The sequence below is a fragment of the Paenibacillus sp. MER TA 81-3 genome (genome assembly GCF_023713585.1).
GTDB lineage: Bacteria > Bacillota > Bacilli > Paenibacillales > Paenibacillaceae > Paenibacillus_B > Paenibacillus_B profundus.
The window spans coordinates 276,657-291,936 of record NZ_JAMAWB010000010.1 but is presented as its reverse complement, the minus strand read 5'-3'; the positions used below and the strand labels follow the sequence as shown (position 1 = coordinate 291,936).

The following is a 15,280-nucleotide window of genomic DNA, read 5'->3' as shown; positions in this document are numbered from 1 at the left end:
ACTTCGCTCTTTGCCATGGGAGTTATTCACGCTCTCCTTTCATAGACCATACTTGACAATTCAATTGGCCGTCGCTTAATTTCACATTGACCACATCTCCAAGCTGAACGTCTGCAATGGTGCGTATAATTTTGGATTCCTGTTCGTCGTACACGAGGCTGTAGCCGCGTGACATGATCTTGAGCGGGCTAAGCGCGTCAAGCTGGCGCATATGGCCGCCAAGCACCATCTGATGCTGTCTCATCTGAGCCGCCATCGTACCTTGCAACTGCCGCTCAGCATTCGTCAGCCGCTGCCGAGCCGTGCGAATCTGATGGACTGGGGTCTGCTCACGCAGACGGCCGCGCAGTTCCTTCCAGCGTTCTTCCGCTTTGCCGATGTGCAGCATGGACCGATAGTGCAGTTGTTCGGTCAGTCGCTCCAAGCGATCTGCCTGCTTCAAGGTCAACTGCTCCGGTCTTCTCAACATGGAGGATTGCTGTGCGCGCATCAACCGCTCTTGATTGCGGTTCAGCAGACGGTTCATCCCGTGCTGCAGCCGCTGCTGCATATGGAGCAGGTGCTTGCTCAGCTCCTCATGGTGGATGACGGCAAGCTCCGCAGCAGCCGTCGGTGTCGGCGCGCGCAGATCGGCCACAAAGTCCGCAATCGTAAAGTCTGTCTCGTGTCCCACTGCCGAAATGACCGGAATGGAAGACCCGGCTATGGCACGCGCCACGATCTCTTCGTTAAAAGCCCACAGTTCTTCCAGTGAGCCGCCCCCGCGGCCAATGATAAGCACGTCCGCCTCTTGATGGCGATTCATCGCTTCAATCGCCGCAGCGATCGATGCGGCTGCTTGGGTCCCCTGCACAAGTACGGGATAGAGCAGCACAGACATTCCGGGCTGTCTTCGCTTCAGCGTAATCATAATATCGCGGACTGCCGCACCCGTAGGTGACGTAATGACACCAATCGCCTTGGGGAATCGCGGTAGCGCACGCTTCCGTTCCTCTTCGAACAATCCTTCCACTTGCAGCCGTTCCTTAAGCTGCTCATATGCCATGTACAAACTTCCGATGCCGTCGGGCTGCATGTGCTGCGCGTAGAACTGGTATTGACCGTCCCGTTCGTATACCGTTACATATCCGCGCGCAATCACTCGAGTCCCTTCCTTAGGACGAAAAGCAAGCTTCTGATTATGGGAGGCAAACATAATCGTTCGAATGCGGCTATCTGCATCCTTCAACGTGAAATACATATGACCGCTGGAATGGTGCGTGAAGTTCGATATTTCGCCGCGCAGCCATACATCCTGCAGCATGGCGTCCCCTTCCAATTTCATACGGATATATCGGTTTACATCCTTAATGGACAGTATTCGCGTTTCTGAGGACACGACTTTTGCCTCCTTTCTGTACCCGCTCCTGTTACTGAATCTGATGAACCCGTTTCGCTGCCTTCAGTGTATTCACCATCAGCATCGTAATCGTCATCGGGCCGACCCCGCCAGGCACCGGTGTTATCCAACTGCATTCCTCCACCACATCATCGAAGTTTACATCGCCCACTAACTTACCGTTCTCCAACCGGTTCATGCCTACATCGATGACGACGGCACCCGGCTTAATGAACGAGCGATCTACGAAATGAGCTTTACCGATAGCGACAACCAATATGTCGGCCATGCGTGTAAGCTCACGCATGTTATTCGTACGGGAATGGCACATTGTGACGGTAGCGTTCTCTCTTTGCAGCAAGAGCGAGATCGGCTTTCCGACAATGTTGCTCCGTCCGATGACGACGGCATGCTTTCCTTCGATTGGGATGCGATTGCGTTTCAGCATTTCCATTATGCCTGCTGGCGTGCATGGCAACAACGACTCATCGCCGATTACCATGTTGCCGACGCTGATCGGATGGAACCCATCGACATCTTTTTTCACGGAAATGGCATCAATTACGGCCTTTTCGTCAATATGCTTCGGCAGAGGGAGCTGAACGAGGATGCCGTGAATGGTCCCCTGTTGATTCAGTTGATCCACAAGACCTAGCAACTGCTCTTGTGTCGTATCATTCGGCAGACGATGCACCTCGGAATAAAATCCAAGCTCGAGGCATGCCTTATGCTTACTGTTGACATACACTTGCGAAGCCGGATCTTCACCAACGAGCACAACGGCCAGTCCTGGCTGAATTCCAAGTTCCTGCAATCGTGCGGTTTCCTGTTTAACCTCTTCGCGAATCGTGCGAGATAAAGCTTTACCATCCAATACAGATGCTGTCATCGTCTACTCCCCCATTCATGAATCCACTGATGTCGTCATCACTGATCTAACCAATCCGATGCCAGCTCTCTATTCTTCGATCTCGGCCTCTTCGGTGTCGGCTTCTGCGGATACTTGCGAGCGTTCGCTATCCCGCATCAGTTGACCGAGCACGCCGTTAACGAACTTGCCTGATTCATCCGTGCCGAAGTGCTTCGCCAAATTGATGGCTTCGTTAATTGCCACCTTCGGAGGAACGTCATCACGGAACTTCATTTCATAGCAAGCAAGACGCAGAATTTGTCTGTCGACACGCGATAGCCGGTCCATTTGCCAATTTTTTAAGTAATGCGCCAAAATCATATCGATTTCTTCGCGCTGCTTCCAAGTAGCATGAACCCATTCTAGAACATGCTTATGCATAGCCTCAGCATGCTCGGGCTTAACGCCGATTTCATTGTCTTGGTTCGATTCCGTGACGATCATGGCAACCGCTTGTTCCGGGGTTACCTCCGTCATTTCAAGCTGATATAAGCTCTGAATAGCCATCTCTCTGGCGATGCGTCTTTTCATTATTTATCCTCCTGCGTATAAAGCGTCCGGCAACCCTATAGCTTCCTTATTTACTAAAAGTGACGAACTGATTCATTTAAAAAAATCCTATGCCCGCTCCGATTGTCTTCCGTCGGTCATCACCGGCGATCAAGGCAGTCGTTCGGAGCGTCCATAGGACTACTTCAACCTTCTCCAACGTTCAGACAACCATGAACCGATACGTTGCCACGGGAACATGGGGCCCAAATGTAAGTCTTTCTGTCTGCCTACATTGTATCCGATGAATACAAGCAGCGCAAAGAAGAGCATATCCCAAAAGCCGACCATCAAATACAGCATGCCAAAAAAGATACCTGCCGCGATGCCGATGATGCGTCCCCCGTGACTCTCCCAAATCTCTTTCCACATGGAAAGCTCACCACCTATTCAACGCGCGCTTTGAAGGTTTGCGTCTGTACGATATTCGCGACATATACCGATACGTATGAGACCGGAATCCCTGTAATCTCTTGAACATAATCTCGAACTTGGCACTGCACTTCCTCCGTCATGCTGGGGATCGCCGTTTCTCCATCGACGACGGTGCGGATCATAATATCGAGTCCCGCTTCATTTGTACGGATGCGAGCCTTCAAATCCTTAACGCCTCTTACGCGAGCTGCCGCTTTGAGAGCTACATTTTCTATAGTTTCCAAAGAAATCTTAATATCGCCGATATCTGTACGCTGATCGATCGACGGCAGGGATGCACGCTCGCGGCGAATGGATACGTAGAAAAAACGCACGCTCAGTAAAAATAAAACGGCGGCCGTCGCAATAACGGTCGTCTGAATCAAGAACGGTTCTGTAAAGTCAATCGGTCTGCCCATTAACCCCAATGCCGCCAATATGGCCGCTACCGAGATGGCACCGATGACAAAACTATACACAAACAACAAAAGCCTGTCCACAATTCTGCTCACGTTAGCCCGTGCCTCCTTGTTGAATGGCAGTAAACCCCCTGCCACCAGGAGGGGGTTTAACTTATCATATTTACTTCACTCGTATTGGATTATCAACTTCCTCCAGCTTCTCCTGCGTCTTGAAGTGCACATCGTGAACATGCACATTCACTTCCACGACATGGAGACCCGTCATTGTCTCGATGGAACGCTTGACATTCTGTTGAATCTCATCAGCCACGGTCGGAATGCGGTGACCATATACAACGATAATATTTACGTCCACAGCCGCTTCGCGCTGCCCGACCTCAACCTTTACACCTTTAGACAGGTTCTTGCGACCCAGCAGCTCGGCGATATCGCCTGCAAAGCCGCCGCTCATACCAGCAACACCCTCTACTTCAATTGTAGCAAGTCCTGCAATGACAGTTATGACTTCTGGCGCAATTTGAATATTACCTAGGTCCGTACGCTCAAAATCCGGAACGATCGTCTGATTCATCCGTCACACACTCCCCATTATTTTATGCCTTGAGGCGATTCTTGTCCGTTATTATTCTAACTATATCATTTGTCCATTTCTATGACAAACGACTCAATGCTATACCTCATGCTCTTCCAAAAACTTGATGTCAAAATCACCTTGTACGAAATTCGGATGCTGCAAGAGACGCATATGGAACGGAATCGTCGTATGGATGCCCTCGATGGCGAACTCGGATAACGCCCGCTTCATGCGCTCAATCGCTTCTTCCCGCGTTGGCGCCCACACGATAAGCTTCGCTATCATGGAATCGTAGTGAGGCGAAATAACATATCCCGGATATGCAGCGCTATCCACCCGCACTCCGAAGCCCCCTGGAGGCAGATAGAAATGAATCTGTCCAGCTGACGGCATAAAGTTGCGTGCCGGATCTTCTGCGTTCACACGGCATTCTATCGCCCAACCATCAATCTGAACATTCTCTTGACGGAAGGATAAAGGTTCGCCTTGAGCTACGAGGATCATTTCTTTAATCAGATCGATTCCCGTAATCATTTCCGTGACCGGATGCTCAACTTGAATCCGTGTATTCATTTCCATGAAGTAAAATTGACCGTCCGGTCCCAGCAAAAATTCCAACGTCCCTGCTCCAGAATAATCAACGGCTAGAGCCGCACGCACGGCAGCCTCCCCCATACGCTCACGAATATCCGGCGTTAAAATAGAACAAGGCGCTTCTTCGATCAGCTTCTGACGGCGCCGCTGAATGGAGCAGTCACGTTCACCTAAGTGAACAGCATGACCGTGTTTGTCCGCAATAATCTGGATTTCAACGTGTTTCATCCCCGTCAAAAGTTTCTCGAGATAAACTCCGGCGTTTCCGAATGCTCTTTCCGCTTCTTGTTGAGCCGTATTCATTTGCTTCACGAGCGAGTCTTCATTCTCGGCAATTCGAATCCCTTTACCGCCCCCACCGGCTGTCGCCTTGATGATGATGGGATAGCCGATGTCACGAGCGATCATTAACGCTTCATCCATATCTTCCACCAGACCGTTAGAACCGGGGATAACCGGAACCCCCGCATCCTTCATCGTCTGCTTCGCAACCGCTTTGTCCCCCATACGCTCAATGGCATCGGAAGACGGTCCGATAAACGTAATGCCGCACGATTCGCAAATATCCGCAAAATCAGCGTTCTCCGCTAGAAATCCGTAACCCGGATGCACGGCATCACATTCGGTCAACGTAGCAACACTCATAATATTGGTGAAATTCAAATAACTCTCTTTGGATGATGTCGGTCCGATACAATACGCTTCATCAGCCAATCGTACGTGCAGAGCATCACGGTCTGCTTCAGAATATACAGCTACGGTTGCAATCCCGAGCTCTCGGCAAGCGCGAATGATACGAACAGCGATTTCACCACGGTTAGCAATAAGAATCTTCTGAAACTTCATCCTAAGACCTCCTTGGCTTGGCATCTGATTCGGAATGGGGATCCCCCGTCATTCCGGCTTCACCAAGAATAAAGTCTGGCCGAATTCGACTAATTGCCCGTTCTCTACAAGCACTTCAACGATTTCACCTTTGACTTCGGCTTCAAGCTCATTCATCAACTTCATCGCTTCCAATATGCATACAACCGATTTCTCATTGATCTTATCCCCTGTGTTAACGAAAGACGGAGCTTCCGGAGACGGCGCACTATAGAACGTGCCTACCATCGGCGATACGATCTTGTGCAGTCCCGCCTGATCTGCCGCCTGGGCAGCGGACGCTTCCGCAGGCTTCTCTGCAGCAGGTTGCTGAGGAGCAACCGATACGACAGGATATGTATGCTGTGCAGGTGCAGGTTGGACGCTAATAACTTCGGCTTTGCCTGGCTTACGAATAGATAGACGGTAGCCTTCGTTCTCGATTTCCAGTTCATGCACAGAAGTCTGGTCCAACAGCTTTATCAACTCTTTGATTTCGCTTATCTTGAACAACGCTTTTCACTCCTCGTGACAATATGTATAAAAGGTAGATTCGTTTCAAAGCGGACAATCTACAGACGTATGTATTATATCACAAACGCATCAAATGGAAAGAGCCCAGTTTTGAACTGGGCTTGTTCCTATTGCAAGCGTTACTCCGATACATATTGCACGCTTACCTTATCTTGAGTCACGTTCAACTCTTTCATCAGCTTGTCGATAATGTCGACCGCTTCTTTCACTTCCATCTTGTCGCTTTGTACGACAACTTTGTATCTATCGTTATCTTGCGTAATGACGGCGTTATCGTATTCCTTCTGCAATTCGGATTCCAGGTTCGTAATCTTCGTTTCACGCTCGTCCAACACGTTCATTTCCTCATAGGCTTGGGACCACTTGTCTCCGGTCGTATTAGAGTCGTTAATCATCGCCATGAGCCGCTCCATATCTTGCTGATACTGCTCATTGCGCTGCATTTGCTTCTCTTCGATCATGCTGCGTTTCATAACGCCTTCGGCCTCAATCTGATCGAGGATGGCCTGTTCCTTGTCTCCCGTCTTTGCGTTGCCTGCGGATGCCGCGCCATCTTCAGCATCCGTCTTCGCATCCGTATCCTGAGGGGTTGCAGCCGCTCCCGCTTGGTCATCCTTAGCCTTGCCGGCATCGGTCTGTGTCGTCGCCGCACCATTCGTTCCCGCTCCCTCACCGGTCATGGCGCTTCCTTCCGCGGCATTCCCTGTGGCCTTCGATTCAGCCTCATCACCAGTGGATACCGGAGTCACTTGAATTTCCGGCAGTTGACTTACCTCGGTCGCATCCCCCTTGAGCTGTTCTCCCATTCGGACGTTATCCGCTGTCTCCTGCAGCGGTGATGGCGTATCTTCCGTAAACAAGTAGTATGCGGACAGCACCACCATTAAGCTCAGCATCGAAACCAGCCATATCGTTTGTCTTTTTGTGTTCATCGTTATACTTCCTCCTTCTCCATTCTCGCGTTCTGCCTATTCTTTGCTACTCGGCGATTTTGCGTGGGACGACCGATATGCGGTACGCTGGCACATTCAATCCTTTTTCCACGGCATCGACAATCATCTGCTTCACCACCGCATTCTCTGCCCCTTTGGCGACGACGACGACTCCGCGCACTTTCGGCTTGATGCGCTTCGTTACAATCGGAGTCTGATTGCCTGAATCCTGGTACATAACAATTTCACCATCGCGCGTATAATTGGTGACGTTGCGTTTGCCTCCGTTTGCATCAGTTTCGTTCGTCTGCTGCTGATTGTCTTTGTAATTGCGTTGAACGATGATCTCTTCGGTCGAATCAATTGTGACAAGCACATCTACTTGTCCGACGCCTACAATTTCTTCCAAGATGCTCTTGACACGTGATTCAAACGATCTTTCAACGGATTCGAATGCAATCGTAGAAGCTGCTGCAGCTGAATCCTTCCCATCTACCGTTTCGAACGCACCGACTGCCGGAGGCTCCCTGCTCGTATTTTTTTTGCCTGAAAGCCCCCCATTGCTGCTGTCAAACGGTTGAAACGATCCGTACAAGAGGAGTGCCGCACCTACGAGACCGAGAATGAGCAGCCAGCGGAACGTTCGTACGCGCTTCGAACCGTTTGCGCCCTTGCCGATCCACTTTTCGACCTGCTGCAACCATTTCGCCAACGCTATCGACCGCCTTTTGCGTAGAATGGACTTGCTCTCACTTGTCCTATTTTCACCTATACGCGTTTCTTTTGTTTTTATGACCGATTTACGATCGTTTTTTAAAAATTAGTACCTTTAGTACGTGTTCAAAAAGGTCACTTTTCAGCACTGAAAAGTACAAGTTTTCGCAAGAAAACGATATCGGAAGCATTTCTCGAAAAAGATTAGTATTTGTTCGTTTCCGTCCACTGAATCGATATTTGCTCAGGAGAGACGAGCCAGGAAGCCGTTAACGCCCTGATGGCTTGTGTCTCTATCCCAGCGCTGACTTGTTTTTTTATGATAGATGTCGAGGCAGGCGCAGCCGTCGATCTTTGCGTTGTCGGAGAGCTGCCGGAGTCACTGCGTTGTGTTGTATCGACGTGTACCTTTTCAACATTTTGAACGTCTTCAATCGCTTCAATAGGCAATGGAGACACACTTTCCTGACGCTCACGGGCGGAAGGTGCAGACGATGAAACAGGAACTTCAGCAACCTCTTTCATAATGACCGTTATCCGTTCGATAACAGGCTGCCCCTGCTTGACATCGCGGGACAGCGTTACGTCAATATCCGCTACTTCCGCATGCAACGCTTGTTGAGAATCGGACTCCGAACCCGATTTATCCGATGACCTGAGGGCCACACTGAGCTGTTCTTTCATGCGGGATTCAATTTCCAGAGCGGCTAGACGTAGCGCATCTGCCTGCCGTTCCCGCGCCAGCTGCTCCCCTTGCTGTTGAATATTTGCTAAGCTTGACCGTTCATTCCCTGCAGCTTGCGTGCCGGAAGATAACATCGTATTCCACTGTTCGGCTAATTCATCCGTTACTTTCGCATCGAACAGCTTCAGCACGGGAGACAGCAGCGTAAGTAATATAATTAGGCTCAGCATGAGCTTGACATAACGCTGCATCGTGCGATTCGGCAGCAGCAAGTCGATAAATGTCGCCAGTAGAATGATCATTATTATTTCTTTCAGCCATTGACCTAACCAGCTCATGCCACGAGCTCCTTCCCCACATGCTTGACAACGCTATCTCATCATGACCGTGACGTTGCCTGCGGTTAACAGTATCGTAATGGCGAGAAAGAACATTAAGCCCACAGCTGCCATAGCGGCAAACACGTAGATCATGCTCTTGCCGACTGTCTTGAGACATCCGACGACAGGACTGTCGCCGAGCGGCTGCATGACGGCGGAGGATACGTTGTAAATAAGCGCCAGCGTTAAAATTTTGATGGCTGGAAAAGCGCATAAGAACAATAAAATGATGACCCCTGTCAAGCCGACTGCATTCTTAACCAGCAGCGATGCCGAGATGACCGTATCCGTCGCGTCAGAGAATGCGCGTCCCACGACGGGCACGAAGTTGCCTGTAATGTACTTTGCTGTTCGGATCGTGACACCGTCCGTTATCGAGCTCGTAACACCTTGCACGGAGATCACGCCCAAAAAAATGGTAAGCAGCACACCTAGCAGCCCTACGCTAATATTGCGCAGCAAATTGGCAAGCTGCGTCACCTTATACTTGTCCGATAACGCACTGACGATATGAAGAACCGCTGAAAAAAATAGCAGCGGAAACACCCCCGCATAAATCAGCGTGCCGATAATGTGCACCATGAAGACGATGAGCGGATGCATGACGGAGACCGTAACCACATTGCCCATTGAAGCAAGCAGCGTGAATAGGAGCGGCACCATCGCCATCATGAAGTGAATCATGCTCGAAATCGCATCCTTCGCGTAGCCAATCGCGATGTGGAAGCTATTGATCGCCAATATAATAATGACCATGTATGAGATGGCGTAGGCGATTTTACTGACCGCATTTCGTTCAAACGCGGTCTGCAACGTCTCCAACACCATGCTGAATACAGCTAATATAACGATCGTCACGATGAGCTTGCCGTTCATGACCACTTCCTGCATCAAGAACATGCTAATCGCTCTCAGCACATTGCCTATTGTAAGCTTCTCCCCGCCGGGAAGCAGGATGTCCACGAAGCTGGGCATGGCATCCTTCGGAAAAAAGCCGCCATATTGGGTCAGCAAATCATTCCAATAGCGCTCAACTTCCCCCATCTGCAGCCGATTGGCTTGCTGCTCCACCCAGGCTTTCGTCGCTACGGAAGAAGCAGGCTTTTCCTTATGGGACAGCTCGTCTGGAGCGGCAAATCCAACATCGATAAAGGCGAACAGGAAACAGCACATCATGGCGATCCACGTCCACTTGAGCCTATTCGACTTAGTCAGCGACCTTTTCAATTGGCTTCGATCCATTCGCTCTCCATCCTTACGCCGGAAGCAATCTCATCACCGTTTCGATAATGACACTAATAATCGGGATGGCCAGAACCATGATAAGCACTTTCCCTGCAAGCTCAATCTTTGAAGCGATACCTTCTTGTCCAGCATCGCGCACGACTTGGGCCCCGAATTCCGCGATGTAAGCAATCCCGATTATTTTCAAAATCGTCTTTAAATAGATGGGTTGAATTCCTGAGCGCTCCGCTAAGTCCTCAAGCACATGAATGACGGTTTCTATCTTCCCGATGAGGAAGAGAAAGATTAATATCCCCGCAAAGGCAGATATTAAAAAAGCAAACATCGGTTTCTGCTCTTTCACGACGAGTACCAGAATCGTTGCGAGCAGCCCGAGACCTACCACTTGAATGATTTCCATGAAATCACCTGCCGAGCAGAATCCAATTTAGACCCACTTTTGATCACGCATTATCATTGAAACAAGAAGATGGTCTTAATCTCTTGAAAAAGGTGATCCAGCAAGCGGACGACCATGAATAAGACCACGACAAAGCCGATTACCGTCACCCAATGGGCCATATCTTCTTTTCCCATTTGCTTCAGCACGGTATGAATCATCGCAATGATGATGCCGATTCCGGCAATTTGGAAAATGGCGCTAACATCCACACTCATCCCCTGGCACCTCAATACATCAAAATAACAGCTAACAATCCGCTTAATACGCCCAGACTGCGGCACATCGTACCGTACCGTTGATGTTCTTCCCTGGCCGTGCTTTCCTCCTGCTCCAACTGCTTGACGGCATGCCGAATGTGCTTTCTCTGATCCTCGCGATCGCTTACACCTAAGCTGTAGCCGAGCTCGTTCAAAATTCGTATGTCGTCCTTGGCAAGCGCCGTCTTCCTTCCATTACGCCGCCACGCGTGTTCCCAAGCTTCCCGGGCAGTCAATGGAGGACCATCGGCACCATTCATCGCTTGAGCGGCCTCCGAAAAGATAAGTTGAAGCGGAGAAGGCATTTGCCTGCTGATGTCAGTAAACGCGGTCGAGAGCGGCGTATGACCGTACACAATCGCCGTCTCCAGTCGTTGAAGCGCATGATTGAGCAAGCGCAGCTGCTTCGGACGCGCCGCGTATTGCGCCGCCTTCAACCAGCCGATGCTGGAGGCCGAGGCGATGAGAAGCGCCGCTCCAATAAATTTAACGATCGGTGCCCCCTCCCTTCTTGACACCTTGGCTATCCTGCCCCTGCAGTGCCCTGCGCTTCTCGTCGTACACTTTCCGCTGCCATTCGCGCTTGGAACGCTTCAGTACGACGATGCGGCCAAATGCCCCTTCGTCCATCAACTGCTGAATGCTTGGACGCTTTATCAGATCGTCTATATCCGCTCCGTGAGCCGAGGCAATCAGCCTTACGCCCGCATGCATCGCTTCGCGCATCGCATGCAAGTCCTCGTCCCGCCCGAATTCGTCGACGATGAGCACATCAGGAGACATGGAGCGAATGAACATCATCATTCCTTCCGCCTTCGGACAGCCGTCCATGACATCGGTCCGGTAGCCTAAATCATAGCTTGGTACGCCTTTGATGCACCCGGCAATCTCCGAACGCTCATCGACGATGCCCACCTTCAACGCTTTCCATCTTGCTTCAGGATGATTCCATGCCCCCGTGCCAACTGCACGCGCAATATCGCGGAGCATCGTCGTCTTCCCATGCTGCGGTGGAGAGACAATCAACGTGTGATACACGGTCTGATGTCTGAAATCAAGCATCATCGGCATAATGGAGTCGGCAATTCCTCGCACTTCTCTTGCTATTCGAATATTAAATCCTGTAATCTCTCGTAAATGACTGACACTGCCCTGTGTTAACACGGTCCGTCCCGCCAAGCCGATGCGATGCCCTCCCGGGATGGTCACGAACCCGCGGCGCAGCTCCTCTTCCATCGTATATAGCGAATGATTCGTAATGAAATCGAGTAATTGATGACCGTCCTCACGGCTTGGACGATAGGCCGCATCGGGGTCCTCCGTCACCGTGCCGAGCGGGGTCACTAAATAGAAGTCTCCCATCACGCCGATTTCAAGCGGCCGTCTTTCCCGTATACGAATCTCTTCCAGTTCGGCGAGCATCCGTGCAGGCAGACGCATCAGGACGGATTTCAGTTCCGGAGGCAGCACTGCTGACCAACTCAGAGTATTCATATCTGTTCCCCCCATGCAGACACGCTGCAACGCTGTGTGAGGAGGCACACGTTTTCTGCGTGTAAGGCTGCCTCTGCTTCGACATTGACTGTGTCGCTGCTCGTATCAACATATGTATGGTTCTTGTCCCTCATTTATGCAACAAGCCGCACTATCTATATGTCTATTTCTTGAGAATGCCGATAAGCAGACAAGTTACCCCAACGACGATCCACGCTATTTTGTTCCAGTTGAGCTTGTCCGCCATACCAATTAGTCCGATCGTCGTCGTCGCGATTAATACCATCGGCCCAACCAAAGCAAGCAGCGAATTCACCGCCAGTGCCCGCTCCGGTTGGTTAAGCCTCAGCATAATGATCGCTGCCGTTATTTCCAAACATCCTGACATCACTCTCAGCCCGGCCATACTTGCGACAAATTTATCAATCGACACGGTTCATTCCCTCCTTCCGGATCACATGCGCAGCCCTGAAGCCGCATAAGTTACTTCGTCCCGCTGCCTGTCCTCTCTATGCTGAAACCATTCTATGCTTGCCCATGCCGTTTTAGAGCATCCTCCAGCGTGTTCATCACACTTTTCACATTGCTCTATTCCGTCAAATACGGACTTCACATGGTTGAACTAGGCACCTGTCAGGGGCGAACCGCATATATTGCTTCCATGATTCGACTATCCTGCTGACATGAAGGAGATTGTGAACATGAGCTTGACGGACAATCAAATCGAAGCCTGGCCAAGTGCCTTATGCGATCCGAGCGGAGAACGTGAACGCAAGCCGAGAACGTCAGGATTAACGATGGTTATGGACAAAGGGCTGGGGCTAGGCGAATTTACGGATATGCTTGAACTGGCCCATGAGCATATCGATATAATCAAGCTGGGCTTCGGCACCTCAGCTGTTATCCCTCATCGCCTGCTTACCGCCAAGCTGAACGCTGCCAAGCGATACGGAATTACGGTCATGCCCGGCGGAACATTTCTGGAGATCGCGATCGCAAAAGGCATTGTCAAAGATTTTTTTCATATGATGGGAGAAACAGGATTCACAGGTGTGGAAGTGTCAGATGGGACGATTACGCTGCCGCGCCAAGTGCGCAACACATTGATCGGGCGGGCACGTGAGCTAGGGTTTCATGTGTGTACGGAGTACGGAAAAAAAGATTCCGTATCATCATTTCACTTGGATGACTTGCTGGAAACCTTCACAGAAGATATCGCGCACGGTTCCGCGTGGATGACGCTCGAAGGAAGAGAATCTGGTATCGGGGTGGGCGTATATGATGACAGCGGCAGCTGTGACACCGCTCTCGTGACCCGAATCATTGAAGCCGTTCACACACCGGAACGGTTGATGTGGGAGGCGCCGCGTAAAGATCAGCAGGTAGCCATTCTTCACACGGCCGGACTCCGCGCCAATATTGGCAATATCGCCCCGCAGGAGATTATCGCGTGCGAGGCGCTGCGTCGCGGCCTTCGTTCCGATACGATGAATCAGCCCGATGTGCTGCGAGGTACAAATTAACCATTTCAGAACGAAAATTCAGAACGAAAAAAATTAATAATTACGGAGGAGGTGGTGATGGTTGCAAGTCGATGTCATTGCAAGCGTAAATGAAGCTCGAGCCATTGATCTTACGCATCGCACCGTCATCGTCATCGACGTTCTACGGGCGACAAGCACCATTGTTACGGCATTGTCCCACGGTGCATCCGGCGTCATCCCCGTAGAGACGGTCAGTCAGGCTAAGCAGACCGTTCAAACCGGTGATGTGCTTGGCGGTGAGCGTTACTCCAAGAAGATTACCGGATTTGACACCGGCAATTCTCCTTTCGAGTACATGGTGAACGATTATAATGGGAAACGTATCGTCTTGACGACCTCGAACGGAACCCGTGCCATCCAGAAAGCGATGAAAGCCGATCACGTGTTGGCAGGCGCAATGATCAATGCTGCCGCATGCGCTAACGCCGCCTATAAGCTTCGCAAAGATATTGCCCTGCTCTGCGCAGGTACACAGGATACCTTTGCTTTCGAAGACGGTCTTTGTGCCGGGTTAATCCTAGCTGAGTTGTATCGTTGTGGGGAAAACGTGCAGGAAATAGTCACGAACGATTACGGCTCTATGATGTATAGCGCCTATCGTTTCCATGAAAACAATATGGTTCAGGCATTAATGAGCTCTTCCGGCGGTAAACGACTATCCAAGCTCGGCTACGCCAAAGATGTCGATTATTGCGCACAGGTCAATGTGAATCCGCTTGTGCCCATCCTAGAGAACAACATCATGAAGCCATTCAATCTATAAGCATTGGGGCAGAGGCGCACATTCTTTCCTGTTCTAAAGTGAGAGGGCTTGTTCATAAGTTTAAATAACAGCACCTTTTCTGCGGAACAACTCTCTTCTGAGGAGCATATTTTATGAATGGCGAGTTCGTATTGCTAACACTTATTATTGTCGGGTTGGTGAGCAGGTCCCCTATTATTACGACGGCCGCTTGTATTTTGTTAATTATTAAACTTGTCCATTTGGAACGATTCCTGCCGACTATTGAACGGCGCGGTCTGGAATTCGGGTTGCTGTTTTTGACCATTGCAGTCCTCGTTCCCTTTGCCGCTGAACGGATCAGCACGCAAGACTTATTGCAGACGCTTACCTCCTGGCCCGGCCTCTTGGCGCTAGCTGGTGGTGCGATTGCAACATCGATGAATGGCAGAGGACTGGATCTATTAAAAAACGATCCGCAAATGATTGTTGGGCTTGTCGCCGGTTCAATCATCGGGATCGTCATGTTGCGCGGCATACCGGTCGGACCGTTAATGGCAGCCGGTATTACCGCATTATTACTGCAAATCAGCAGGTGGATTATAGACAAGTTCTAATATGAGAAAT

20 protein-coding genes are annotated in these 15,280 nt (G+C 50.5%); 3 read left to right on the top strand and 17 right to left on the bottom strand.

Translation table 11 applies throughout. From position 1 onward, the window contains the following. Positions 1-22: 22 nt before the first annotated feature. The 17 genes from xseA to M3650_RS16975 all read right to left on the bottom strand — a co-directional run bounded on the left by xseA (position 23) and on the right by M3650_RS16975 (position 12,821). Positions 23-1,378 (bottom strand): exodeoxyribonuclease VII large subunit, encoded by a 1,356-nt coding sequence (gene xseA, locus M3650_RS17055; protein WP_311295095.1) that lies wholly within the window; start codon positions 1,376-1,378, stop codon positions 23-25. A gap of 31 nt (positions 1,379-1,409) precedes the next feature. Then, entirely contained in the window at positions 1,410-2,267 is an 858-nt protein-coding gene (gene folD / locus M3650_RS17050) for a bifunctional methylenetetrahydrofolate dehydrogenase/methenyltetrahydrofolate cyclohydrolase FolD (RefSeq protein WP_251576525.1), read from the bottom strand. Positions 2,268-2,336: 69 nt separating this feature from the next. Next, positions 2,337-2,819, bottom strand: coding sequence for a transcription antitermination factor NusB (gene nusB, locus M3650_RS17045; protein ID WP_019422916.1), 483 nt, complete (start codon positions 2,817-2,819; stop codon positions 2,337-2,339). Between the two features lie 159 nt (positions 2,820-2,978). Further along, positions 2,979-3,209: a DUF2273 domain-containing protein gene (locus M3650_RS17040; protein WP_019422917.1), complete on the bottom strand. Its 231-nt coding sequence runs from the start codon at positions 3,207-3,209 to the stop codon at positions 2,979-2,981. Positions 3,210-3,223: 14 nt separating this feature from the next. Further along, complete coding sequence (gene amaP / locus M3650_RS17035; RefSeq protein WP_019422918.1) at positions 3,224-3,763, bottom strand: alkaline shock response membrane anchor protein AmaP; 540 nt, start codon at positions 3,761-3,763, stop codon at positions 3,224-3,226. Between the two features lie 70 nt (positions 3,764-3,833). Further along, complete coding sequence (locus M3650_RS17030; RefSeq protein ID WP_233699184.1) at positions 3,834-4,244, bottom strand: Asp23/Gls24 family envelope stress response protein; 411 nt, start codon at positions 4,242-4,244, stop codon at positions 3,834-3,836. 99 nt (positions 4,245-4,343) lie between these two features. After that, a complete protein-coding gene (gene accC / locus M3650_RS17025; protein ID WP_251576523.1) occupies positions 4,344-5,687 on the bottom strand; it encodes an acetyl-CoA carboxylase biotin carboxylase subunit in 1,344 nt (447 codons plus the stop codon). Between the two features lie 48 nt (positions 5,688-5,735). After that, a complete protein-coding gene (accB, locus tag M3650_RS17020) occupies positions 5,736-6,218 on the bottom strand; it encodes an acetyl-CoA carboxylase biotin carboxyl carrier protein (protein WP_251576521.1) in 483 nt (160 codons plus the stop codon). Between the two features lie 140 nt (positions 6,219-6,358). Further along, positions 6,359-7,171, bottom strand: a complete 813-nt coding sequence (locus M3650_RS17015) for a SpoIIIAH-like family protein (protein ID WP_251576519.1) — start codon at positions 7,169-7,171, stop codon at positions 6,359-6,361. Positions 7,172-7,217: 46 nt separating this feature from the next. Next, positions 7,218-7,883: a stage III sporulation protein AG gene (gene spoIIIAG, locus M3650_RS17010; protein ID WP_251576517.1), complete on the bottom strand. Its 666-nt coding sequence runs from the start codon at positions 7,881-7,883 to the stop codon at positions 7,218-7,220. Between the two features lie 206 nt (positions 7,884-8,089). Next, positions 8,090-8,908 carry a stage III sporulation protein AF gene (gene spoIIIAF / locus M3650_RS17005; RefSeq protein ID WP_251576515.1) on the bottom strand — a complete coding sequence of 273 codons (819 nt, stop codon included), beginning with the start codon at positions 8,906-8,908 and terminating at the stop codon, positions 8,090-8,092. Positions 8,909-8,941: 33 nt separating this feature from the next. Further along, positions 8,942-10,192 (bottom strand): stage III sporulation protein AE, encoded by a 1,251-nt coding sequence (gene spoIIIAE, locus M3650_RS17000; protein WP_251576513.1) that lies wholly within the window; start codon positions 10,190-10,192, stop codon positions 8,942-8,944. 13 nt (positions 10,193-10,205) lie between these two features. Further along, positions 10,206-10,595, bottom strand: a complete 390-nt coding sequence (gene spoIIIAD / locus M3650_RS16995; protein ID WP_251576511.1) for a stage III sporulation protein AD — start codon at positions 10,593-10,595, stop codon at positions 10,206-10,208. 53 nt (positions 10,596-10,648) lie between these two features. Beyond that, on the bottom strand, positions 10,649-10,852 hold the full coding sequence (gene spoIIIAC / locus M3650_RS16990) for a stage III sporulation protein AC (protein ID WP_019422927.1): 204 nt from the start codon (positions 10,850-10,852) through the stop codon (positions 10,649-10,651). Between the two features lie 11 nt (positions 10,853-10,863). Then, positions 10,864-11,412: a stage III sporulation protein SpoIIIAB gene (gene spoIIIAB / locus M3650_RS16985; RefSeq protein WP_251576509.1), complete on the bottom strand. Its 549-nt coding sequence runs from the start codon at positions 11,410-11,412 to the stop codon at positions 10,864-10,866. Further along, a complete protein-coding gene (gene spoIIIAA, locus M3650_RS16980) occupies positions 11,381-12,388 on the bottom strand; it encodes a stage III sporulation protein AA (RefSeq protein WP_019422929.1) in 1,008 nt (335 codons plus the stop codon). The genes spoIIIAB and spoIIIAA overlap by 32 nt, the downstream gene beginning before the upstream one ends. 163 nt (positions 12,389-12,551) lie before the next feature. Further along, positions 12,552-12,821 carry a YqhV family protein gene (locus M3650_RS16975; protein WP_019422930.1) on the bottom strand — a complete coding sequence of 90 codons (270 nt, stop codon included), beginning with the start codon at positions 12,819-12,821 and terminating at the stop codon, positions 12,552-12,554. A 268-nt stretch (positions 12,822-13,089) separates the two neighbouring features. Between M3650_RS16975 and comA the strand changes: the two genes are divergently transcribed. The 3 genes from comA (at position 13,090) to M3650_RS16960 (ending at position 15,270) form a co-directional block, all read left to right on the top strand. Next, a complete protein-coding gene (gene comA, locus M3650_RS16970; RefSeq protein ID WP_233699191.1) occupies positions 13,090-13,911 on the top strand; it encodes a phosphosulfolactate synthase in 822 nt (273 codons plus the stop codon). 61 nt (positions 13,912-13,972) lie between these two features. Beyond that, a complete protein-coding gene (locus tag M3650_RS16965; RefSeq protein WP_019422932.1) occupies positions 13,973-14,695 on the top strand; it encodes a 2-phosphosulfolactate phosphatase in 723 nt (240 codons plus the stop codon). A gap of 113 nt (positions 14,696-14,808) precedes the next feature. Beyond that, a complete protein-coding gene (locus M3650_RS16960) occupies positions 14,809-15,270 on the top strand; it encodes a DUF441 domain-containing protein (protein ID WP_019422933.1) in 462 nt (153 codons plus the stop codon). Positions 15,271-15,280: the final 10 nt, after the last annotated feature.